Genomic DNA, 21,835 nt, shown 5'->3' on the forward strand with positions numbered 1-21,835 from the left:
CGGACGGGTCGTCAGCGGCGCGAAGGCGACCAGGTGCAGCATCCTCACGGAGCTGCGGCGCGAATGAGCCACGCCCCAAGCCCTCGCCATCGGCCACCTCCGTCGCCCGTGTCTCCGGCCGCAGCGCTGACTTCCGATAAGGTTCACTTATCGGAAGTCACCCTCTCGCACCCGCTTATCGTTGCGTAGCGTGTCTTAACGTTTGAAATGACGAAATAGCGCTACGATATCGCCGTGACGACGACGGAAAGCCTCGCAGCGACCTGCAACTACCCCGGATGCACGCGGCCGGTACTGCGGGGCGGCGGGCCTGGGCGGCCCTCGGAGTACTGCGACCTGCCGGAGCACACTCGGTGGCGGGCGTGGCGGGAGCGGCAGCGGTTGGCGCAGCAGGAGGAGTCCGGTGCCGAAACAACCGTCACCGTGACGAAAGGCCCGCAGGGGATGATCGCGGGCAAGATCAGGGCTGAAGAACTGCTGGAGCGGTTCCGGGTGTTGGCCGAGCAGATGTCGGCCACGCTGGGATCGGCCGTGACGGAGTTGTCGGCCATCGCCGACCCGGCGGTCGCCGAAGCGCAGGTGCAGGCGGCCGATGCGGAAGCCGCGCGGAAGGTCGCCGAGGCCGAAGGTGTCGCGGCGAAGGCCGAACGCCGCCGCCGGGACGCCGAACAGGCGCGCCGCGCGGCCGAGGACACCACCGAGGACGCCGTCCGCGCGGCCGAACAGGCGGAACGGGACGCGGCCCTGGCCTTCGAACAACGCGACGCCGCCCGCTCGGAAGCCACCGCCGCCGTGCAGCAGGCGGAGGCCGCCATCGCCGCCGCCCGGACCGAAGCCGCCGCGGCGGTCGAGGAGATCAGGCGGGATGCCGAGGCGCGGGTCGAACAGGCGCAGGCGGACGCGGTGCGGGTGGCCGAGCAGGCGCGGCGGCAGGCGGTGAAGGAGGTCGAGCAGGTCCGCGAACTCGCGCGGCTGGACGTGGAGCGCGCCCAGGCGGAGGCGCACGCCGAAGTGGAGCGCGCTCGGGCGGAAGCGCGGGCCGAGGTGGAACGCGTACGCGCCGAGGCCGAGGCGACGGAGGCGAGGGTGCGCGCCGAAGCCGAGGCGGCGGTGGAAAGGGCGCGGGCCGAGGCGGCGGCGCTGGTGGAGCGGGTGCGCGGCGAGGCCGAAGCCGCGAGTGAGAAGGCGCGGGTCGAGGCGGCCGAAAGCGTGGAGCGGGCGGTGGCGGCGGTGGGGCGGGCTGAGCGGGAGGCTGAGTGGGCTCGGGCTGAGTTGGTGGCTGAGCGGCAGGTGTTGCGGGAGCGGGTGGAGCAGGTTGAGCGGGTTACCGCGCAGCGGGTCGCGGCGTTGGAGGAGGCTCGGGCGCAGACGCTGGCTCGGGCCGAGCGGGCTGAGGCCCAGTGGGATCGGGCCTCAGCCGAGCTGGCCGCGCTTCGCAGGCGGAGTGAGCAGAGCGGTGGGCGGGAGTAGTCAGGAGATCAGGGCGGTGGGTTTGCCCACCAGGCTGACGGCTATGCGGCGGTCGATCCACGGGAGTCCGGCCAGGCGCATCGCGACTCGGCGGGCGCGCAGTCTCGTGGTGGTGGAGGGCAGGAACCAGCGTGCGCCGTTGCGGGCGACCTGTTGTTTGTCCTCCACGACCGGGCGCCAGCGGCGTTCGTAGGCCGAAAGGTCGTCCAGGTGGTCTGCCAGGACGAACGCGCCGCCCATACCGAGGGACGCGCCTTGGCCCGCCAGCAGGGAGACCGCGCCGCAGGCGTCGCCCACGAGCACCACTCGATCCTTGTGCCAGCGTGGCAGGACCACCTGGGCGACCTGGTCGTAGTAGAGCTGCGGTGGGCAGTGGGACAGGACTCGGGGCACGATCCAGCCCATCCCCGCGTAAGCCTCGCGGACGGCGGCTTGCGGGTCGGCGGGCAGGGTCGGGTCGTCGGTGCGGTGCACGGTGAACGCCGCCACCCGGCCGTCGCGCAGGCCGTAGCAGCCGACCTGGCGGCCCACGGTGTCGGTCAGGCAGAACCGGCCCTCGACCAGCGCGTGCACCTGCGGGTCGGTGAAGGTGAACGCCGCGGTGTGGAAGCCGAGGTGGCGGACGTGTCCCTCGCCGAACACCAGCCGCCGCACGGTCGAGTGGATGCCGTCGGCACCGACGAGCAGGTCCGCCTCCTCCGTGCTGCCGTCGGCCAACGCCACCGACACGCCGTCGGCGCGGTTGTCCACCGCCCGCACGGCGGCGGCGTAGCGCAGCCGCACCGAGGGTGGCAGGTCTTCGCGCAGGACGCGTTCGACGTCGGGGCGCATGATGCTGGTCATGCGGCCGTCGAGGGTTTGGGCGAAGCGTTCGAAGTTCAGGCCGGCGCGGCGGCGGCCGGTCTCGTCGTGGTAGCCCGCCTCGATGAACCGGTAGCCCAGTTCGTGCACGCGCGGCAGCAGGCCGAGTCGGTCGGCGACGTCGTAGCCGGGGCCGAAGAAGTCGATCATGTAGCCCTCGGGGCGCGGGCCGGGTGCGCGTTCGGCGACGACGACGGTGTGCCCGGCCGCGCCGAGGCGGCGGGCGAGGGTGAGGCCGGCGATCCCGGCTCCGCTGACGACGACCTTCACCGCAGCACCCTCCCCAGCACCGGCACGACGACCGCGCGGGACAGGTCCGGGTCCAGCGCGCGGTGCAGCAGGACGCCGTCCACGGCCGCCGCGAGCACGGCCGCGGTCTCCGCCGGTGTCGGCACGCCGCGCTCGGCCAGCCACGCGGCCAGCGTCGCCCGGAACTCCGCCAGCACGTCGGCGACGGCCGTGCGCAGCTCGTCGTCGCGGGTGGCGGCCAGGAAGGTCTCGATGAACAGCTCCTGCCCGCCGGCCTCGTCCAGCGCGCCGAGCAGCGCGTCCACGGCGGCTTCGGGGTCGGCGGCGGACTCCAGCAGCGCGGGCAGCCCGGACAGGGCCGCGCGCAGCGCCCCGACCGAGGCCTGCACGAGCACGGCTCGCGTGGAGTCGAAGTGGTAGTGCACCACCCCAGACCCCACGCCGGCCCGGTCGGCCAGCACCCGCGTGCTGACCGCGCCCCAGCCCTTCTCCGCGATGAGTTCGGCGGCTGCCGCGAGCAGCCGGTCCCGGACGGTCATCCCCACCTCCGATGTCGTTTGGACGATCGTACTGGACGATCGTCCAAACGGGGTCAGGCGGGGGTGATCCGCACGTCCTGCGAGCCGCCGGCGAACTTGAGCAGCCGGGTGCCCTCCTCCAGCACGTCCTCGCGCTGCGCGTCGGTCAACGGCCGGAAGATCTGAACGTCCAGGCCGTCCTTGAGGCTCCAGACGCCGTGGACGAACCCGTCGACCAGCAGGGTCGGCTTGCCGCCGATGACGATGCCCCGCCGGTAGTCCTCGTCGGAGATCACGCGGGTGCGGTCGTCGTGGCCGATCAGGAGGTTGTCGAACTCGGGCAGGAACCGGACGGGCGCGGGCGTGTCGGGGTCGATCAGCGGCGCGCCGGGCAGGTCGACCAGCTCGCGGCCCTGGTCGTCGTGCACGACCGCGAGGTCCATGCCGCGCACGACGTCCTTGAGGCGGGTCAGTCCGGACCACAGGGTCATGTCCTTGACCGTGGCGGGGCCGAACGCGGCCAGGTAGCGGCGCAGGAACTCCTCCAGGTCGCCCTCGGACCCCAGGGCGCCCAGCCAGTCGTCGGCCGCCGCCCACGTCGCCCGCCCCGAGCGCCCCCACACCCCGCGGGGCGGGATCTGGACGACGGCCAGCAGGTAGGACGCGGCGGCGCCCAGCGAGTCCGGGTCCCGGTCGGGCCACCGCTCGGCCAGGGCGCGGCCGAGGTCGGCGCGGGTGCGCGGCTGCTCGACGAGCAGGCCGCGCGCGGTGGCGGTGAACTCCTCCAGGTCCAGGCCGGGCAGGACCGCTTTGAACGGCGAGGAGGTGAACCGGCGGCGCAGCATGTCGCGCAGCAGCGGTTCGATCCGGGCGTGGTCGGCGGCGGTGACCAGGTGGATCGTGGCGCGGTGCAGCGGGGCGCGCACGACGGTCCGGTCGGTGAGCAGGTCGCCCAGGTCGTCGGGCGCGAAGTCGCGCAGCCGGGACCACAGGCCGTAGTAGGCGGAGAAGGGTTCCTGGGCCTGCAACCCGACCAGCCGTTCCACCATGGCGGTGACCGGCGGGTCGGAGCGCTCCAGCAGGGACTGCCGGTGCAGGAGGGTGCGGTTGAGACCGCGTCGCGTGATCACTTGAAGTTCCCGAGCCACAGTCGCACATCCTCCGCCAACAGCTCCGGGGTCTCCATGGCGGGGAAGTGCCCGCCGCGGTCGTACTCGGTCCAGTGCGGCAGCACGCCCTCGGGGTCGTAGAGGCCGCGGATGCCGAGGTCGCCCGCGAACACGGCGAACCCGGTGGGCGCGGCGGGGGTGGCCCACGGGTCGGCGGAGTTCATGCTCTCGTGGAGGAACTGGGCGGAGGTCGCGCCGGTGCCGGTGAACCAGTGGACGCTGACGCTGGTCAGCAGCAGGTCGCGGTCGATCGCGGCGTCGGGCAGCGGGTGGGCGGGGTCGGTCCACTCGCCGTACTTCTCGGCGATCCACGCCAGTTGGGCGACCGGGGAGTCGTGCAGGCCGTAGCCGAGGGTGTGCGGGCGGGTGGTCTGGAGCTGGAGGTAGCCCAGGCCGGTCCGGCGCAGTTCGTTGAACCGCCGCGCGCGGTCGCGGTCGCGGCCGGTGAACCGCTCGGGGGAAAGCGGCGGCCCGAACGGCATGGGGCTGGGGCCGTTGACGTGCAGGGCGGTCACCCGGTCGGGGTGCAGGTTGCTCAGCGCGCCGATGACGCCCGCGCCCGCGTCGCCGGCCTGGGCGAAGTAGCGGTCGTAGCCCAGGCGCTGCATGACGACGCCGAGGGCGTGGGCGGCCTGGGCGACGCCGCCGCCGGGGTCGGAGAACCCGAAGCCGGGCAGGGACGGCACGACCAGGTGGAAGTCGGGCAGCAGCGGGATCAGGCGGGTGAAGTCCACCGGCGAGCCGGGCCAGCCGTGGACCAGCAGCAGCGCGGGGGCGTCGGGGTCGGCGGAGCGGACGTGCAGGAAGTGCACGCGGCGGCCGTCGACGTCGGTGGTGAACTGCGGGAAGGCGTTGAGTTCGGCTTCGCGGGCGCGCCAGTCGTACTCGTGCGCCCAGTAGTCGGTGATCCCGCGCAGCCACTCGACGGGGACGCCGCGTTCCCAGCCGGTGGTGGTCTGGACGGGCCAGCGGGTGCGGGTGAGGCGGTGGCGCAGGTCGTCCAGGTCGGTCTGCGGGATCTCGATGCGGAACTCGGTGATCGTCATGGTGACCACGGTAGGAGGCATTGCGGAAAGGAACGTTCCGCGTTTTCCGGCAGAATCCGGTTCATGACGGACACCTCGGCGCGGCTGTTGCGGCTCCTGTCGTTGTTGCAGACCCCGCGGGACTGGTCGGGGCCGGAGTTGGCGGAGCGGTTGGCGGTGACCACGCGGACCGTGCGCAACGACGTGGAACGGTTGCGCGGCCTGGGTTATCCGGTGCACGCGACGCCGGGCCGGGCGGGTGGCTACCGGTTGGGGGCGGGTGCGGCGCTGCCGCCGTTGCTGCTGGACGACGAGGAGGCGGTGGCGGTGGCGATCGGGCTGCGCACCGCGCGCGGCGTGTCGGGGATCGAGGAAACCTCGGCGCGGGCGTTGGCCAAGCTGGAGCAGGTGTTGCCGGCGCGGCTGCGGCACCGGGTGAACGGGCTGGTCGGGGTGACGGTGCCGGCCGCGCCGTCGGGTGCGGCGGTGGCGGCGGAGGTGCTGACGGCGTTGGGGGCGGCGTGCCGGGCGCGGGAGGTGCTGCGGTTCGACTACTCCTCCCACGACGGCGGGGTGTCGTCGCGGCGGGTCGAGCCGTACCGGCTGGTGCACGCGCGGGGCCGCTGGTACCTGGTGGCGTGGGACCTGGAGCGCGGCGACTGGCGGACCTTCCGGGCCGACCGGGTGAGGCCGCGGGTGCCGACCGGGCCGCGGTTCACGCCGCGGGAGCTGCCCTCCCCCGACCTGGCGGCGTACGTGTCGCGGGGGCTGGTGACGGCGACGTGGAAGTTCCGGGCGGACGTGCTGGTGCACGCGCCGGCGCAGGAGGTGGCGGCGAAGGTCCCGGAGGCGGCGGTGGAGGCCGTGGACGACGAGCGGTGCGTGCTCAGCGTCGGGTCGGACACGCCGGGGTTGCTGGCGGTGTACCTGGGGATGCTGGACGCGGACTTCCACGTGACCGGTCCGCCGGAGCTGGTGGAGCGGGTGGCGGCGCTGGCGGACCGGTTCGCGCGGGCGGTGCGGCCCGGCGGTGCTTCCTGGCCGGCGGCGTCTAGTCCGCGTCGTGGGGGTCGGCCTCGCGGGCGTTGACCTCGCGGCGCAGGGCGATGGCGTCGGCGCGGACCCGTTGGGGGGTTTCGCGGTCGAGCAGGGCGCGGCGCATGAGGTCGGCGATCGCGGGCTGGTCGGCGGGGGTGAAGCCGCGGCGGGTGATCTCCTGGGTGCCGATGCGCAGGCCGCGCATCGGCTCGTCGGGGTGCTGCCAGGGCAGGCCGATGCCGGACAGGTAGATCCCGGCTTCGCCGAGCAGCAGGCCCGCGGTCTCGCCGCCGCCGAGGTCGTGGGCGTCGATTGCGAGGTGGTGGGAGCGGGTGTGCTCGCCGTCGCGGCCGACCACGGTGAACCCCTCGTCGGCCAGCGCCGCCGCGAGGGTCTGGGCGTTGCGGACGCAGGCCCGGGCGTAGGCGGGGCCGTGGGCGGCGAGTTCGGCGGCGGTGACGGCGAGCGCGCCCAGGCGGCCGGCGTCGTAGTTGGCGAGCATGCCGGGGTAGGCGACGGTGGAGACGCGTTGCGCGAGCGCGGGGTCGCGGGTGACGACGCAGCCGCCGGAGGGTCCGCCGAAGGACTTGTAGGTGGAGAAGGTCAGGACGTGCGCGCCTTCGTGCAGGGGGCGTTGGAACACCTTGCCGGCGACGAGCCCGGCCATGTGGGAGGCGTCGTAGAGCAGGATCGCGCCGACCTGGTCGGCGGCGGCGCGGACGGCGGCGACGTCGTGCGGGAACAGCATCATGCTCGCGCCGATGACGACGATCTTCGGCCGGTGCTCGCGCAGGAACCCGGGCAGGCGGTCGTAGTCGAGGTCGAGGCGGGCGGGGTCGTAGGGCAGGTCGACCACGGTCAGGCCGCGCACCCCCGGGACGCCCTGGGCGTGGTGGCTGGCGTGCCCGCTGGCGGCTTCGGGCAGCACGGCGATGGTGTCGCCGGGCTCGGCGAAGGCGGTGTAGACGGCGAGGTTCGCCAGCGTGGCGCTTTGCAGCCGGACCTCGGCGTGCGCGCCTTCCATGACGTCGGCGACCAGCAGCGGGGCCAGCACTTCCAGGGTGTCGAGGTGGTCGAGGCCGACCTGGTACTTCTCGCCGGGCCAGCCCATGCTGGGCCGGTTGGACAGGGTCGCCAGGGTGGCGGACGCGGCGGCGGGGCTGAGCACGTTGGTGCCCGCGTAGAGCACGATGCCGTCGTCGTCCACTTGGGCGGCGTGGGCGTCGAGGGCCTTGCGGACGGTGTCGGCCACGCCCGCCGGGGACAGGTCGGCGGAGACGGCGGCCTCGACCTCGGCGAGTCGGGCCTGGGCGCGCGGCGAGGCCCACGGGGCGATCCGGCTGGTGGTCACGTCCTCGACGGTAGGCGGGCGGGTGTGCGCCGCGGGTCGCGGAGTTTTCCTACATTTGTCGAGTGCAGGAACTGTTGGACGAGCTGTCGCGGGCGCTGGGGCGCGGGGTGTCGGTGGACGACGTGTCCGGCCGGGTGGTCGGGCACAGCGCCCAGACCGACGAGGTGGACCCGGCGCGGGTGCGGGCGATCCTGTCGCGGCGGGTGCCGCCGGAGGTCGCGGCGTGGCAGGACCGGCACGGGGTGGCGGAGGCGGCCGGGCCGGTGCGGGTGCCGGCGAACGCGGAGCTGGGGTTCGCCGAGCGGGTGGGGTTCCCGTTGCGGCGGGGCGGGGCGCTGGTCGGGTTCCTGTGGGTGCTGGGGGCGGAGGTGGACGTCGGGGTGGTGGCCGGTTACCTGCCCGCGGTGGCGGCGGCGGTGCGGGTCGGGGACTCCTCGCCGGTGCGGGTGGTGGTCGGGTGGGAGCCGCGGGTGGTGCGGACGGTGGAGCCGGGCGCGCCGCTGCCCGCGCTGCCGGGTCACGTGGGGGTGAGCGAGCCGCACCCGCCGGAGCGGGCCGGGGCGGCCTACCAGCAGGCGTTGGCGGCGGCGGAGCTGTCGGCGCTGGACCCGGGGTTGCCGCGGGTGGTGCGGTGGTCGGAGCTGGGCGCGTACCGGTTGCTGTTGGGCGGGTCGGCGCGGGAGGTGTTGGCGGGGTTGTCGCCGACGTTGCTTTCCACGCTGGAGGCCTACCTGGACTCGGGGTGCGACGCGCGGGCGACGGCGGCGGCGCTGCACCTGCACCGGACGTCGCTGTACTACCGGTTGGGGCGCATCGCGGAGGCGACCGGGCGTGACCTGGCGGACGGGCGGGCGCGGCTGGAGCTGCACCTGGCGTTGAAGATGGTCCGGTTGGGCCGTCGGCGTCAGCCGTAGACGCCTTCGACGGCGCCGGCGGCGATGGCGGTGACGACCTTGAACGCCTGCATGGCCAGGGTCATGGAGTCGGCGTCGAAGCCGACCCGGCGCGGGGCGAGCAGCTCGACGGTGGGGACGACGGCGGCGGCTGCGGCCAGGTGGGTGGCGTCGAACTCGACCTCGACGCGGTGCGGGCCGGTGCGGGGTTCGTGGCGGGTGGCGCGGGCGGTGGCTTCGCGGGCCGCGGTGGTGATCAGGGGGTGGGTGACGGCCGGCGGCCGGCAGATGGCGGCGTAGCGGCTGACGCACTCCTTGACGGGGACGAGCCGGGCGTCCGGGGCCCAGGTGGCGGCGTCGGCGCAGGTGCGGTCGTCGCCGGTGACCATGATGACGGGGACGCCGTGCTCGGCGGCCAGGGCGGCGTTGAGGCGGCCTTCGCTCGCGGGGACGCCGTCCAGCCACACGCCGGTGACCTGGTTCTCCAGGTAGGTGTGGGCCAGCACGCCCTCCTCGCCCGCGCCGGCGTGGTAGCCGAGGAAGACCACGCCGTCCACGCCGGAGTCGATGCCCTGCATCATCGACAGGGGTTTGTGGCGGCCGGTGAGCATGCGGGCGCGGGGGTCGAGGTCCTCCAGCAGGAGGTTGCGCTGGTCGTTGTGCGCTTCGTTGACCAGCACGTCCTGCGCGCCGCCGGCGACGAGCCCTTCGACGCAGGCGTTGACGTCCCCGGTGAACACCCGCCGCCACCGCCGCCACGGCTCGGTGCCGGGCAGGACGTCGTCGGTCCAGGTGACCCCGGTGGCCCCTTCCATGTCGGCCGACACCAGGATCCGCATACGGCCAACCTAGGGCCCACCGGACCGCCCGCACCACCGGGTGACGGGGTGTAACAGCGCCGCATGGGTCGGCGACTGTTCGGGTTGAACGAAGACCACGACATCAGCGGGGCGACGCGACTTGCGCCCATGCGAGTTCTTGAGCCGGCGTGCGGTGCGTTCCCGTTCCTCCACAGGACAGGCAGCTGCTCGTGATCGACTTGTTGGGCGTGTTCGAATCCGCTTGGGGGCAACGGCCCGGCAAGTGGACCGCTGCGGGGAGGGTCGTGGGCCGAGCCGACCTCAAGCGGCTCGTGGAGGCGCATGGGCGGGCCCTGCACGTGACGCACCCCGAGGTGAGCGCGCACGAGATCTGGCCGCTGATCAGCCACCACGTCCACCGCGACCGGAACCTCTTCGCGGGCACCTCCCCCTCGGGGATCGTCCCACGGGTGCTGACGTTGCTGCTGACTCATGACGGGATCGTGGCGGCCGACCCGGTGGTCGAGGTCGTTCGTCTGGCCGACCTCGGTCGAGTGGACGAGGCGGTGACGGCGTTGTCGGGTGTGGTCGCGAGCCTCGCGTCGGTCGAGCCGCTGCTCGCACGGGGGATCCTCCGGATCACCGGTCTTCGTCCGACGTTGACCGACGCCAACCGGTTGGCTGTGCTGGCCGAGTTCGGTGTCGACGAGCGCCTGACCGTGTTCACGAACTTCCTCGAAGCGGCGAGCACCGCGGGCAGCCTTCCCGGCAGCTTCGAGCGCGAGTACCGCCCGCAAGTCGTCGAGTTGTTCCACCGTTTCGGTTCACCGGTGGCAGCGCTGCCCGACGTCCGCCGAAGCGGTGCGTCGTCTGGCCGCGGCGATGATCGAGGTTTCCTGGCAGTTCGCCGTCTGCGCGCAGGAGCCGAGCAGCGATCTTGCGTTGAGCGGTGCCGTTGAACTGCGCTTGGCCGAGCAATTGCCGGCAAGCCGGCTCGCCGCGCCGAACCCCGGCACTGCCGCTCGAATGATGGGGAAAACGCGACATCTCGCCCGGTTCGAGGTGGGGAACGTGCCGAACCTGTCGACGGAGTCGCTCAGCATCGCCGATGCGATAGCGATCAGACAGGACGACGCGTTCGAGGCGTTTCGCACCGAGCTGCGGTCGGCGGTGGACCAGTTGGACCAGGGTCTCTCCACCGACAAGCAAGCCTACGCGGCACAGGCGGCGTTCGAGGAGCGGATGCGTGCGGCATCCGATGACCTCGCGCGTCGCGTACAGAAGACGTCGTTCCGCACTCGTGTGCGGGATTCGTCGGTGCCCGCGGCGATCGGCGCTGCGGGGACGCTGATGCTGTCCCCCCCTTGGCCCGGCGTTCAGCGCTACCGCGGGCCTTGCGACGGCCGTGACCACCGTCGGCTGGCAGTGGTTGATGGCGAGACGAACCGCCAAGGGCGTCGCGGTCGGCCGCAGGTACTTCTCGATGCTCGGTGGAGCGGCGGCCTCGACAACGCGGAAGGCCGTGCCTCGCTGAGGTTCTCTTGGTGTGCCCGGTGAAGACGTGCCGGGCACACCAAGGGCGTGGCCTACAGGTACTTCTTCAGTTCCCGCTTGGCCAGGGACATGCGGTGGACCTCGTCGGGGCCGTCGGCCAGGCGCAGGGTGCGGGCCTGGGCCCACAGGTCGGCCAGGGGGAAGTCCTGGGAGACGCCGCCCGCGCCGTGGGTCTGGATGGCCTTATCGAGCACCCACTCGGCCATCAGCGGGGTGGCGATCTTGATGGCCTGGATCTCCGTGTGCGCGCCCTTGTTGCCGACGGTGTCCATCAGCCACGCCGTCTTGAGCACGAGCAGGCGCGCCTGTTCGATGCGGACCCTCGATTCGGCGATCCACTCCTGCACCACGCCCTGCCGGGCGATGGGCTGCCCGAACGCCACCCGCGAGACCGCGCGGCGGCACATCAGTTCCAGGGCGCGTTCGGCGATGCCGATCAGGCGCATGCAGTGGTGGATGCGGCCGGGTCCGAGGCGGGCCTGGGCGATGGCGAAGCCCTCGCCCTCGCCGGCGATGAGGTTCTCCGCGGGGACGCGGACGTTGTCGAAGACGATCTCGGCGTGGCCGCCGTGGGAGGCGTCGGTGTAGCCGAAGACGTGCATGCCGCGCTTGACGTGCACGCCCGGGGTGTCGCGCGGCACCAGGATCATGGCCTGTTGGCGGTGGCGTTCGGCGTCGGGGTCGGTCTTGCCCATCACGATGAAGATGGCGCAGTTGGGGGCCATCGCGCCCGAGGACCACCACTTGGTGCCGTTGATGACGTAGTGGTCGCCGTCGCGTTCGATGCGGGTGGCGATGTTGGTGGCGTCGGAGGAGGCGACCTCGGGTTCGGTCATGCAGAACGCGGAGCGGATCTCGCCGTCGAGCAGGGGCCGCAGCCACTGCTTCTTCTGCTGCTCGGTGCCGAACATGGCCAGCACCTCCATGTTCCCGGTGTCGGGCGCGGCGCAGTTGAGCGCCTCCGGGGCCAGGTGCGGGCTGCGGCCGGTGATCTCGGCCAGCGGCGCGTACTGCAGGTTGGTCAGGCCCGCGCCGTGCTCGGTGTCGGGCAGGAACAGGTTCCACAGGCCCTGGCGGCGGGCTTCGGCCTTGAGGTCCTCGATCACCGGCGGGCGGGCCCACGGGTCGGCCGCCTGCGCGAGTTGGCGGTGGGCGACCTCCTCGGCCGGGTGGACGTGCTCGTCCATGAACCGCAGCAGCTTCTGCCGCAGCTCTTCGGTCTTGGCGTCGTAGGCGAAGTCCATCAGCGCACTCCTCCGGTGGCGGCGAGCCCCTGCCGGACCAGCGGCAGGGTGAGGTTCCCGATCTGGTCGAATCCCGCCCCGACCGTCTTGCCGGTGGTGAAGCGGAAGTGGATGCCTTCGAGGATCACGGCGAGCTTGAAGTAGGCGAACGCGGTGTACCAGCCCAGACCGGACACGTCCGCGCCGCTGCGGGCGGCGTAGCGCTCGGTCAGCTCGTCGGCGGTGGCGAAGCCGGGCAGGCCCAGCACGGTGCCGGTGACGGGGTCGTCGTCCAGGCCGACGCCGGTCCAGTAGACGCGCAGCAGACCGAGGTCGGCCAGCGGGTCGCCGAGGGTGGCCATCTCCCAGTCCAGGACGGCGCTGATGTCCACGGGGTCGGCGGTGACCAGGACGTTGTCCAGGCGGTAGTCGCCGTGCACGATCGTGGCGCGTGGCGAGTCGGGGACGGTGTCGGCCAGCCGGGCGCGCAGCTCGTCGATGCCGGGCAGGTCGCGGCTGCGGGAGGCGTCGAGCTGCTTGCCCCAGCGGGTGACCTGGCGGCGCAGGAACCCGTCGGGGCGGCCGAAGTCGGCCAGGCCGACCGCGGCGGGGTCCACGGCGTGCAGGTCGGCCAGCACGTCGACCAGGCGGTGGGATAGGGCGCGGGCCGCGTCGGGGGTCAGCCACGGGCACTGGTCGCGGTGGCGCAGGGCGGTGCCGGGCACCTCCTGCATGAGGTAGAACGGCGCGCCGAGCACGTCGGGGTCCTCGCACAGGTGCTCGACCCCCGGCACGGGGACGTCGGTGCCGGCCAGCGCGGCGATGACGCGGTGCTCGCGGGCCATGTCGTGGGCGGTGGCCAGGACGTGGCCCAGCGGCGGGCGGCGCAGCACCCACCGGTGCTCGCCGTCGGTGACGCGGTAGGTGAGGTTGGACCGGCCGCCGGGGATGAGTTCGCCGGTCAGCGGCGGGGTGCCGAGGTGGGCGGCGAGGCGGTGCAGGTCCAGGCCGGGCAGGTCGGTGGCGGGGCTGCTCACAGGTCGGCTCCCGGGAGGTCGTGCCCGAGCAGGTCGGCCAGGACGGCGCGGCTGGACTCGGCGTCGGTGTGCCGGTGGGCGTGCAGGCCCACGGCGCGGGCGCCCTCGACGTTGACCGGGGCGTCGTCGAGGAACACGCAGCGGTGGGCGGGCACGCCGATGAGGTCGAGGGTGTGGGTGAAGATGGCGGGGTCGGGTTTGCGCAGCCCGATGCGCCCGCTGATCACGATCGTGTCGAACAGCTCCAGCAGCAGGTCCTCGGGGTAGCCCTCGCCCCAGCTGTTGGACAGCAGCACGGTGGGGACGCCGGCGGCGCGGACGCCGCGGACCAGTTCGACCATCGCGGGGTCGGGGATGGCGCTGCCGAACATGCGGCGCAGCAGGCCCTGGGCGGCGATCTCGCGACCGTCGAGGGTGACCAGTTCGGCGGCCAGCAGCGCCTCGAACTCGTCGGCGGACAGCTCGCCGGTCTCCAGCCGGAACACCGGGTTGTCGGGGGCTGCGTCGCGCCCCATCCAGCCGCGCATGGTCGCGCCGTAGCGCTCGCGGTCGATGTTCTCGCGGGTCAGCCAGTCCTCGATGAACGCGGGGACGGACACGGTGAGCACGCCGCCCCAGTCCAGCACCACCGCGTCGACGCGTCGGTCCGTTTCAGCCACGCCGCGAGGGTACCGACCGGTCGGTATGTAGGCAATGGCCGGCCGGCGGACGCGGCCCGCTACGGCCTGGCGTTGCGCAGTCGGATGCCGCTGAACCGCAGTTCCCGGGCGGTGACCTGGTGCCAGAACGGCCACAGCGTCGGCAGCACCCGCAGTTCGATGCCGGCTTGCTCGTGCAGCGCGAACAGGTCCGGGACGCGTTCGGGCGGGCCGAGCGGGGTGACCGGGGTGGTGGCGACGTGGGCGTTGTCGCCGAAGGGCCGGAAGTGCTCGGCGGCGAAGCGGTAGGCGTAGAGGCGGACCGTGCGCATGGCCTCCAGCCACCCGTACTCGACGGCGTGGACGCGGTGCGGGCCGAGCCACCCGGCGTCGGCGGGCGGGGTGTCGGGGCCGGTCCAGGCCATCGCGCGGGGGCACTGGCGGGGGAACCAGTAGGCCGGGGCCTGGTCGTGGTCGACGGTCCACACGTAGGCCTCGGGTTGGCGGGCGGTGGCGGCGACGTGGGGGACGAAGGCGGTGATGGCGGGGTCTTCGGAGAAGTGCAGGAGTTCGCCGGGAGCGGGGCGCATGGCCGGGCAGTGTCCCGGGAGGTCCGCGTCGGTCGCCACGGGTTTCCGGGGGTGTCCGCAGGGGTGCGGTCCGGGGACCGGGGGTGGCGGCTCGTCCGCACGGGGTGAAGGGGCCGGCTTGCCCGGCGTGCGCGGGCTCCACCATCATTGCGCGCGGGGTGGCGAGGAGGGCGCGTGAGCGGCAACGGCGCGTTGCACCGGGAGGTGCTGGACCGGGCCGATGTCGGTTTCGGTGTGACCGACGGGCAGGGCGTGTTGCGCTGGGTGAACCCGGCGTTGGCGGAGATCCTCGGGGTCGCGGTGGACCGGGTGGCGGGCAGGTCGCTGCCCGCGCTGCTGCCGGGCGCCCCGGAACGGCCGCGGTCGGGGCTGGCGCTGCTGACCCCGTCGGCCTACCGCAGGGGCCACCGCTGGCTGGAGGTGGCCTGCCAGCCGCTGGGGACCGAGGACGAGCTGCTCTACCGCGTGGTGGACGTGACGGCGTGGCGGGACCGGGAGCTGGAGGCCACGCACGAGGCGGACGCGTTGCGCCGCGCGCAGGTGCTGGGGCGGATGGGCACGTGGGAGTGGCACATCGCCGAGGACCGGGTGGTGTGGTCGGACACGCTGCTGGAGATGTTCGGGTTCCCGCCCGACACCGAGCTGGACTTCGACGCCTACGCCGACCTGGTGCACCCCGACGACCTGTCGATGATCCAGGCGACGCTGGAGCAGGCCATGCGCACCGGCGCGGGCTTCTCCTACACCCACCGCATGATGCTGGCCGACCGGCGCACCGAGCGGTGGTTCGAGTGCTTCGGCGAGGTCGTCACCGCCGAGGACGGCACGCCGCTGCGCGCGCTGGGCACCGCGCACGACATCACCCGCGCCCGCCGGGTGCACGACGAGCTGCTGGCGCTGGCCGAGCAGGACCCGTTGACGGGCCTGGCGAACCGGCGCGCGGTGACCCGGGAGCTGGAGCGGCGGCTGGCCTCCGGCGGCCAGGGGTCGTTGCTGCTGCTGGACCTGGACAACTTCAAGGACGTCAACGACCTGCGCGGGCACGCGGTGGGCGACCGGTTGATGAAGGCGCTGGCGGGGACGCTGCGGTCGCGGCTGTCCGGGTCGGGCCCGTCGGGGTCGGGGCTGATCGGCCGGCTGGGCGGGGACGAGTTCGCGGTGGTGCTGCCGGACTGCCCGCCGGAGAAGGCGCGGCTGGTCGCGGAGGGCCTGCGCGACGCGGTGGCGGCGTTGCCGCCGGTGGCGGTGTCGGCGCGGGTCACGGTGTCCACCGGGGTCGCCGAGTACGGCGCGGGTGACACGTGGGAGCTGGTGCTGGCCAACGCCGACCTGGCGCTGTACGCGTCGAAGGCGGCGGGCCGCAACCGGGTGACGGTGTACGAGCCGGGGCACTACGCGGACACCGCGAAGCGGGTGTCGGTGATGGACCGGCTGCGCGCGGCGCTGGAGAACGGCGGGTTCGCGCTGCACGCGATGCCGATGGTGCAGTTGGCGTCGGGCCGCACGCTGGGCCACGAGCTGCTGCTGCGCCTGGAGGACCACCAGGACCCGCCGCTGGGCCCGGCGGAGTTCCTGGCCGAGGCGGAGCGGTCGGACCTGGTGCTCGACATCGACCGGTGGGTGCTGTCCACGGCGATCGACGCGCTGGTCGCGCACCCGGGCCTGGACCTGAGGTTCAACGTCAACATCTCCGGCCGGACGCTGGAGGACGAGGACTTCGGCGGGTTCGTGCTGGACCGGCTGGCCACGGCCGGGGTCGCGCCGGGCCGGTTGGGGTTGGAGATCACCGAGACGGCGGCGGTGACCAACCTGGACGCGGCGCGGGCGTTGGCGTTGCAGCTGCGCGGGTTCGGCTGCCGGATCACCCTGGACGACTTCGGCAGCGGGTTCGGCTCGTTCGTGCACCTCAAGCACCTGCCGATCACCGGGATCAAGATCGACGGCGAGTTCGTGCGCGGGATCGACGAGCGCTCCACCGACGCGGTGCTGGTGTCGGGGATCGTGGAGATCGCCCGCGGCCTGGGCCTGTCGGCGGTGGCGGAGTGGGTGGAGCGGCCCGCCCAGGTGGAGACGTTGACCCGGTTGGGGGTGCGGGTCGGCCAGGGTTTCCACCTGGGTCGACCGATCCCGCTGACGACCCTCCTTTCGGGTGATGGTGTGAGTCCGGACGGAGCATTGTCGTCACCCCGGGTGGGTGCGGAGGATGGGGCGCGTTCCTGATCACACCCCCCTCCGATGGGACCCGCCGACGTGACCGGAGTTTCCCCGACCCCCTCACGCGGTGTGCGCCGCGTCGAGCTGGGCGCGCCCGATCCCGAGCCGATCGCCGACTTCTACGCCCACCTGCTGGGCTGGGTGGTGATCCCCGAGCCGGACGGCGTGTTCAGCGGCTGGGTGGGTGACCGGCTCGCGCTGCGGGTGCGGCCGGGCGAGGACGGGTTCCGGGTGGTGTTCGCGGGCGGTGACCCGCGGGAGCTGCGCGAGGGCGCGGCGGTGGACTCGGGCCGGGTGCTGCACGGGCCGTGGGCGCCGGAGCCGCGCGCCGGGGAGCCGTGCTGGGTGGAGTTCATGGGCGCGGCGGACGACGCGTTCTGGACCGGTGAGCTGGGGTGGGCGGCGCGCACGCCGGACGAGCCGTTCACCGTCTACGACAGCGAGTCGCGGGCGGTGGCGGGCCGGCTGGTCACGGACGAGCGGCAGCGGTGGGTGTGCTACTTCGCGGTGCCCGACGTGGCCAAGGCGTGCGAGGCGGCGGCGGAGATGGGCGGCGCGGTGCTGACCGGGCCGACCGAGGTGCCCACCGGGGTGGTGGCGTCGATCGCCGACCCGTCCGGCGCGGTGTTCGCGGTGCTGCAGGACCCGGCCGGGTGGGGCGGGACCTGGGCGTCCGCCTAACCCAGTTCGGGTGGGAAGCCGCCGGTGGCGATGGGTCCCCAGGAGTCGATGGTGACGCGCAGCAGCACCTTGCCCTGGCGGGTCATGGCGGCGCGGTAGTCGTCCCAGTCGGGGTGCTCGCCGGAGACCGACCGGTAGTAGTCGACCAGCGGTTCCAGCGCGTCGGGCAGGTCCAACACCTCGGCGTGCCCGTCGACCTGCACGTAGGGGCCGTCCCAGTCGTCGGACAGGACGCACACGGCCACGCGCGGGTCGCGGCGGGCGTTGCGGGACTTGGCGCGCTGCGGGTAGGTGGAGACGACGATCCGGCCGCGGTCGTCGACGCCGCAGGTGACCGGCGAGGTCTGGGGGCGGCCGTCGCGGCGGGTGGTGATCAGCAGGGCGCGGTGGCGGGGGCGCAGGAACTCCAGCAGCCCGGCCCGGTCGGGGGTGCGCGCGGTGGCGATCTTCGGCATCGGGCCAGCGTAGGAGAGGATGTGGCCATGCCCCGCTTCTCCTCCTACGACGGCACCGGGTTGGCCTACCGCGTGGCCGGTTCCGGCGAGCCGCTGGTGTGCCTGCCCGGCGGCGCCGGCCGGGCCGTGTCCTACCTGGGCGACCTGGGCGGCCTGGGCGCGCACCGCTCGCTGGTGCTGCTGGACAACCGCGGCACCGGCGACTCGGACGTGCCCGCGTCCGCCGACACCTACCGCCGCGACCGGCTGGCGCTGAACGTGGAGGCGCTGCGGCAGCACCTGGGGCTGGAACGGTTGGACCTGCTGGGCCACTCGGCGGGCTCCGGGATCGCGATGGCCTACGCCGAGCACTTCCCGCACAACCTGTCGAGCCTGGTGCTGCTGACCCCGGCGCTGCGCGCGGTGGGCCTGACCCCGACCGAGGCGGACTGGGCCGACCACCTGGCGCGGCACGCCGACCAGCCCTGGCACGCCGAGGCGGTGGCGGCGCTGCGCGCCTGGGTCGCCGGCGACGACTCCCTGCACAACCGCCTCACCGCCGCCCCGCTGTTCTACGGCTCCTGGACCCCCGCCGCCCGGGCCCACGCCGCCGCCGAGGACGCCGAACGCTCCACCGAGGCCCAACGCGGCTACTCGGCCGACGGGGCGTTCAGCCCCGGCCACACCCGCCGCGCGCTGGCCGACCTGTCCATCCCGGTCCTGGTCTACGCGGGCGGCGCGGACCCGGTCGCCCCGCCGCACCTGGTGCGGCAGCTCGCCGAGCTGATCCCGGGCGCGCAGTACGCCGAACAGCCCGGAGCGGGGCACTACCCGTGGATCGACGACGCGGAGTCCATGGTCAAACGCCTGGCCGAGTTCCTGGCCTGACCCGCCGGGCCTCACCCGCACCCGCCCCGCCGGGCCTCACCCGCGCAGCGCGGCCAGCACCCCGTCCCGCCCGAACCCCGCGCCCCGGGCCGACGCCGCCGCGAACCCCTCGGCCCCCAGCGCGGTCCTCGCCGCGCTCTCGGCCGCCAGCACGTCGGGGTCCACCGGCGCCACCGCGCCCCGCAACCCCCGCGCCGCGCCCAACAGCTCCGCCGCGCCCACCGCGTCCCCCTCCGCCAGGCACGACTGCGCCCACGCCTCGGCGACCTTGGCCAGCACCATCGGGTTGCCCCACTCCGCCGCCGACTCCACGACCAGCCCCCACACCGCCCGCGCCGCCGCCACGTCCCCGCCCGCCAGCTCCAGCCGCCCCACCGCGACGTGGAGGTGCGAGCGCACCTCCTCCGGACCGAACCAGCCCCGCGGGCACACCCGCAGCGCCTCCTCGCACCACCCGCGCGCCACGACCAACTCGCCCCGGTGCCGCGCCACCTCCGCCATCCCCAGCCGCACCTCGGCCAACGTCTCCACCGACCCCTGCGACCGGGCCATCACCGCCGCCCGCTCCAGGTCCGCCCACGCCGCGTCGAACGACCCGCGGTGGCAGTGCCACTCCGCGCGCCGCGCCAACATGCTCGCCGTGTGCTCGGTCGCGCCGAACTGCTCGCCCAACGCCAACGCCTCGTCCAGGTACGCCAACGCGCAGGACAGGTCACCGGCGGCGCGCGACAGTTCCGCCAGTTGCGCCAGCACCATCGACATGCCCCACCGCTCGCCCAACCCGCGGAACCCGGCCAACGCCGACTCGTGCGCCTCCCGCGCCTCACCCAACCGGCCCGCGTACTGGTACTGCATCCCCAACCCGGCCAACGCCAGCGACCGTGACCACGGGTCCGCCCCGACCAGGTGACCCCGCCGGGCGTCCAACGTCGGCTCACCCAGGTCCGGCACCCCGTAGGCCATGCCCCACAACATCGTCAGGAACGGCCGCGTCGGCGGCCCCACGAACCCCTCCGGCACGTCCTGCCGCGGCGAGAGCGCCCCCGGCACCACCTCACCGGCCGCCGACGCCGCCAACACGCACAGCAGGTGCTCCTCGATCAACCCGGCCGGCGCCACCGGGCCCACCGCCCGCACCACCTCCGCCGCCAGCGCCGACCCCTCCGACCGCAGCCCGCGCAGCCAGAAGTACCAGCCCAGCTCCGCCACCAGCCGCAACGCCAGCTCGCCGGCGTGCCCGGCCGCCCACCGGATCGCCGACTTCAGGTTCTCGTGCTCCGCGGCCAACACCGCCAGCCACTCCAACTGCTCACCGCGCAACAGGTGCGGCGTCGCCCGGACCGCCACCCGCAGGAACCACCGCGCGTGCGCCCGCCGCACCGCATCCCGCTCACCGGCCTCCGCCAGCCGCGCCGCCCCGAACGCCCGGATCGTGTCCAACATCCGGTACCGGCCGCCCGACACCTCCACCAGCGACTTGTCCACCAGCATCGGCAGCACGTCGTCCGCCCCCGCCCCGCACACCGCCGCCGCGGACTCCAGCGTCGCCCCGTCGGAGAACACCGTCAGCCGCCGCGCCACCACCCGCTCCTCGGCCGAGAGCAGGTCCCAGCTCCACTCGACCACCGCGTGCAGCGTCCGGTGCCGCGGCGCGGCGGCCCGGTTGCCGCGCGAGAGCAACCGGAACCGGTCGTCCAACCGCGCCGCGACCTCCGCCAGGGGCAGCGACCGCACCCGCGCCGCCGCCAGCTCGATCGCCAACGGCATCCCGTCCAACGCCCGGCAGATCGCCACCACCAGCGGCACCGTCCCCGCGTCCAGCCGGAACGACGGGTCCGCCGCCACCGCCCGGTCGGCGAACAGCGCGACAGCGGGGGAGGAGCCGTCCACCGCGGGCAGCGGCGGCACCGGCCGCACCGTCTCCCCGGTGACGCCCAACGCCTCCCGGCTCGTCGCCAACACCCGCAACCCCGGGCACGCCACCAGCAACGCGCCCGCCAACGCCGCCGCGTCCTCCACCACGTGCTCGCAGTTGTCCAGCACCAGCAGCACGTCCCGCCCGGCCAGCGCCGCCACCAGCCGCTCCCGCGCCGCCCGCGCCACGCGCAGCCCGTCCTCCCGCAACCCCAACGCCGTCACCACGGCCTGCGGCACGTCCCCGCCCGCCCCCAACGGCGCCAGGTCCACGAAGAACACGTCACCCGGCCGCGTCGCGGCGACCTCCACCGCCAACCGCGTCTTGCCCGCGCCACCGGGCCCCAGCAACGTCACCAGCCGCGCCCGGTCCAACGCCTCCCCGACCAGCCGCACCTCCTCGCCGCGCCCGACGAAACTGGTCAGCTGCGCGGGCAGCACGTGCCGGCCCGCCGGCCGCTCACCCCGCAACACCTCGCCGTGCGCGGCGGCCAACTCCGGCGACGGATCCGCGCCCAACTCCTCGGCCAACGCCCGCCGCGTCCGATCCACCAGCGCCAACGCCTCGGCCTGCCGCCCCTCACCGTGCAGGGCCCGCACCAGCCGCGCCACCAACCGCTCCCGCAACGGGTGCGCCGCCACCAGCTCCCGCAGCACCGCCACCGGCGCCACGTCGTGGTCCTCCACGGCCTTGAGCCGCAACTCCTCCCACCGCGCCGCCAACACCGCCGCGAACGGCGCGTCCCGGACATCGGCCAACGCCGGCCCCCGCCACAACGCCAACGCCTCACCCGGCAACCCGCGCGCCACCAACTCCTCGAACCGCAACGCGTCGACGTCCCACGGGTCCACCACCAGCCGGTACCCGGCCGCCGACCGCTCGACCCCCACGTCCAACAACGACCGCAGCCGCGACACCTGCGACTGCACCGCGTTCACGACCCCGACCGGCGGACGCTCCCCGTACAACGCGTCCACCAGCCGGTCAACCCCCACGACCCGCCCGGCGTCCACCGCGAGCACCGCCAACAACGCCCGCAACCCGACCCCGCCGACCCGGATCTCCGACCCGTCGACACGCCGCGCCACCACCGGGCCGAGCACCCCGAACCTCACGACCCGCCATTCTCCCGCACCGCCCCCACCCCCCGAGGCGAGTTGCCACCAACCCACACCCGACCCACCAACCCGCCCCTCACCGCCGGCCTGCCGAACCGCCGGCCTGCCGAAACTGCCGGACCGCCGGAAAATTGTCGGTGCCGCGTGAGACGATCGACCCGGGGGCCGG

Annotated in this window: 20 protein-coding genes; 8 read left to right on the top strand and 12 right to left on the bottom strand. The window is 74.0% G+C overall.

The annotated features are described in order from the left end of the window. Positions 1-234: 234 nt before the first annotated feature. Positions 235-1,470, top strand: coding sequence for a hypothetical protein (locus ABD126_RS10170; RefSeq protein WP_343933469.1), 1,236 nt, complete (start codon positions 235-237; stop codon positions 1,468-1,470). Here ABD126_RS10170 and ABD126_RS10175 read toward each other — a convergent pair whose 3' ends face one another. From ABD126_RS10175 to ABD126_RS10190, 4 genes are read right to left on the bottom strand one after another with little or no spacing between them, the layout of a single operon-like run. Beyond that, positions 1,471-2,601, bottom strand: coding sequence for an FAD-dependent monooxygenase (locus ABD126_RS10175; protein ID WP_343933470.1), 1,131 nt, complete (start codon positions 2,599-2,601; stop codon positions 1,471-1,473). Further along, a complete protein-coding gene (locus ABD126_RS10180) occupies positions 2,598-3,119 on the bottom strand; it encodes a TetR/AcrR family transcriptional regulator (protein WP_343933471.1) in 522 nt (173 codons plus the stop codon). The genes ABD126_RS10175 and ABD126_RS10180 overlap by 4 nt, the downstream gene beginning before the upstream one ends. Before the next feature lie 53 nt (positions 3,120-3,172). Beyond that, positions 3,173-4,228 carry a winged helix DNA-binding domain-containing protein gene (locus tag ABD126_RS10185; RefSeq protein WP_343933472.1) on the bottom strand — a complete coding sequence of 352 codons (1,056 nt, stop codon included), beginning with the start codon at positions 4,226-4,228 and terminating at the stop codon, positions 3,173-3,175. Continuing rightward, entirely contained in the window at positions 4,225-5,313 is a 1,089-nt protein-coding gene (locus ABD126_RS10190; protein ID WP_343933473.1) for an epoxide hydrolase family protein, read from the bottom strand. The genes ABD126_RS10185 and ABD126_RS10190 overlap by 4 nt, the downstream gene beginning before the upstream one ends. Before the next feature lie 63 nt (positions 5,314-5,376). Between ABD126_RS10190 and ABD126_RS10195 the strand changes: the two genes are divergently transcribed. After that, positions 5,377-6,381, top strand: coding sequence for a helix-turn-helix transcriptional regulator (locus ABD126_RS10195; RefSeq protein ID WP_343933474.1), 1,005 nt, complete (start codon positions 5,377-5,379; stop codon positions 6,379-6,381). Here ABD126_RS10195 and ABD126_RS10200 read toward each other — a convergent pair. After that, on the bottom strand, positions 6,344-7,681 hold the full coding sequence (locus ABD126_RS10200; protein ID WP_343933475.1) for a serine hydroxymethyltransferase: 1,338 nt from the start codon (positions 7,679-7,681) through the stop codon (positions 6,344-6,346). The genes ABD126_RS10195 and ABD126_RS10200 overlap by 38 nt on opposite strands. A 62-nt stretch (positions 7,682-7,743) precedes the next feature. Between ABD126_RS10200 and ABD126_RS10205 the strand changes: the two genes are divergently transcribed. Beyond that, the gene (locus tag ABD126_RS10205) at positions 7,744-8,595 is read left to right on the top strand and encodes a PucR family transcriptional regulator (protein ID WP_343933476.1); all 852 of its coding nucleotides are present in this window, start codon (positions 7,744-7,746) and stop codon (positions 8,593-8,595) included. On the opposite strand, the gene ABD126_RS10210 is transcribed toward ABD126_RS10205, so the two are convergent. Then, a complete protein-coding gene (locus ABD126_RS10210; RefSeq protein ID WP_343933477.1) occupies positions 8,586-9,413 on the bottom strand; it encodes a M55 family metallopeptidase in 828 nt (275 codons plus the stop codon). The genes ABD126_RS10205 and ABD126_RS10210 overlap by 10 nt on opposite strands. A 191-nt stretch (positions 9,414-9,604) precedes the next feature. Here ABD126_RS10210 and ABD126_RS10215 point away from each other — a divergent pair, with 191 nt between their 5' ends. Both ABD126_RS10215 and ABD126_RS10220 read left to right on the top strand, forming a co-directional pair. Then, positions 9,605-10,333: a hypothetical protein gene (locus ABD126_RS10215; RefSeq protein ID WP_343933478.1), complete on the top strand. Its 729-nt coding sequence runs from the start codon at positions 9,605-9,607 to the stop codon at positions 10,331-10,333. Next, positions 10,257-10,931, top strand: a complete 675-nt coding sequence (locus tag ABD126_RS10220) for a hypothetical protein (protein ID WP_343933479.1) — start codon at positions 10,257-10,259, stop codon at positions 10,929-10,931. The genes ABD126_RS10215 and ABD126_RS10220 overlap by 77 nt, the downstream gene beginning before the upstream one ends. A 29-nt stretch (positions 10,932-10,960) precedes the next feature. On the opposite strand, the gene ABD126_RS10225 is transcribed toward ABD126_RS10220, so the two are convergent. Genes ABD126_RS10225 through ABD126_RS10240 form a run of 4 tightly spaced genes read right to left on the bottom strand, consistent with a single transcriptional unit; the run spans position 10,961 to position 14,416 of the window. Beyond that, positions 10,961-12,172: an acyl-CoA dehydrogenase family protein gene (locus tag ABD126_RS10225; RefSeq protein ID WP_343933480.1), complete on the bottom strand. Its 1,212-nt coding sequence runs from the start codon at positions 12,170-12,172 to the stop codon at positions 10,961-10,963. Continuing rightward, on the bottom strand, positions 12,172-13,188 hold the full coding sequence (locus ABD126_RS10230; RefSeq protein WP_343933481.1) for a phosphotransferase family protein: 1,017 nt from the start codon (positions 13,186-13,188) through the stop codon (positions 12,172-12,174). Before ABD126_RS10230 ends, ABD126_RS10225 begins: the two co-directional genes overlap by 1 nt. Further along, entirely contained in the window at positions 13,185-13,847 is a 663-nt protein-coding gene (locus ABD126_RS10235; protein WP_343933482.1) for an HAD family hydrolase, read from the bottom strand. The genes ABD126_RS10230 and ABD126_RS10235 overlap by 4 nt, the downstream gene beginning before the upstream one ends. 59 nt (positions 13,848-13,906) lie before the next feature. Further along, positions 13,907-14,416, bottom strand: coding sequence for a DUF6886 family protein (locus ABD126_RS10240; protein ID WP_343933483.1), 510 nt, complete (start codon positions 14,414-14,416; stop codon positions 13,907-13,909). 174 nt (positions 14,417-14,590) lie between these two features. Here ABD126_RS10240 and ABD126_RS10245 point away from each other — a divergent pair, with 174 nt between their 5' ends. After that, on the top strand, positions 14,591-16,636 hold the full coding sequence (locus ABD126_RS10245; protein WP_343933485.1) for a putative bifunctional diguanylate cyclase/phosphodiesterase: 2,046 nt from the start codon (positions 14,591-14,593) through the stop codon (positions 16,634-16,636). Positions 16,637-16,699: 63 nt separating this feature from the next. Then, a complete protein-coding gene (locus ABD126_RS10250; protein ID WP_343933486.1) occupies positions 16,700-17,311 on the top strand; it encodes a VOC family protein in 612 nt (203 codons plus the stop codon). Here ABD126_RS10250 and ABD126_RS10255 read toward each other — a convergent pair. Next, positions 17,308-17,766 (bottom strand): PPOX class F420-dependent oxidoreductase, encoded by a 459-nt coding sequence (locus ABD126_RS10255; RefSeq protein WP_343933487.1) that lies wholly within the window; start codon positions 17,764-17,766, stop codon positions 17,308-17,310. The two genes, ABD126_RS10250 and ABD126_RS10255, sit on opposite strands and share 4 nt — an antisense overlap. Before the next feature lie 27 nt (positions 17,767-17,793). On the opposite strand from ABD126_RS10255, the gene ABD126_RS10260 reads away from it, so the two are divergent. Then, positions 17,794-18,633, top strand: a complete 840-nt coding sequence (locus ABD126_RS10260) for an alpha/beta fold hydrolase (protein WP_343933488.1) — start codon at positions 17,794-17,796, stop codon at positions 18,631-18,633. A 36-nt stretch (positions 18,634-18,669) separates the two neighbouring features. Here ABD126_RS10260 and ABD126_RS10265 read toward each other — a convergent pair whose 3' ends face one another. Then, positions 18,670-21,663, bottom strand: coding sequence for an AfsR/SARP family transcriptional regulator (locus ABD126_RS10265; RefSeq protein WP_343933489.1), 2,994 nt, complete (start codon positions 21,661-21,663; stop codon positions 18,670-18,672). Positions 21,664-21,835 lie beyond the last annotated feature (172 nt).

This window comes from Saccharothrix mutabilis subsp. mutabilis, assembly GCF_039521145.1.
GTDB classification, from domain to species: Bacteria; Actinomycetota; Actinomycetes; order Mycobacteriales; family Pseudonocardiaceae; genus Actinosynnema; species Actinosynnema mutabilis.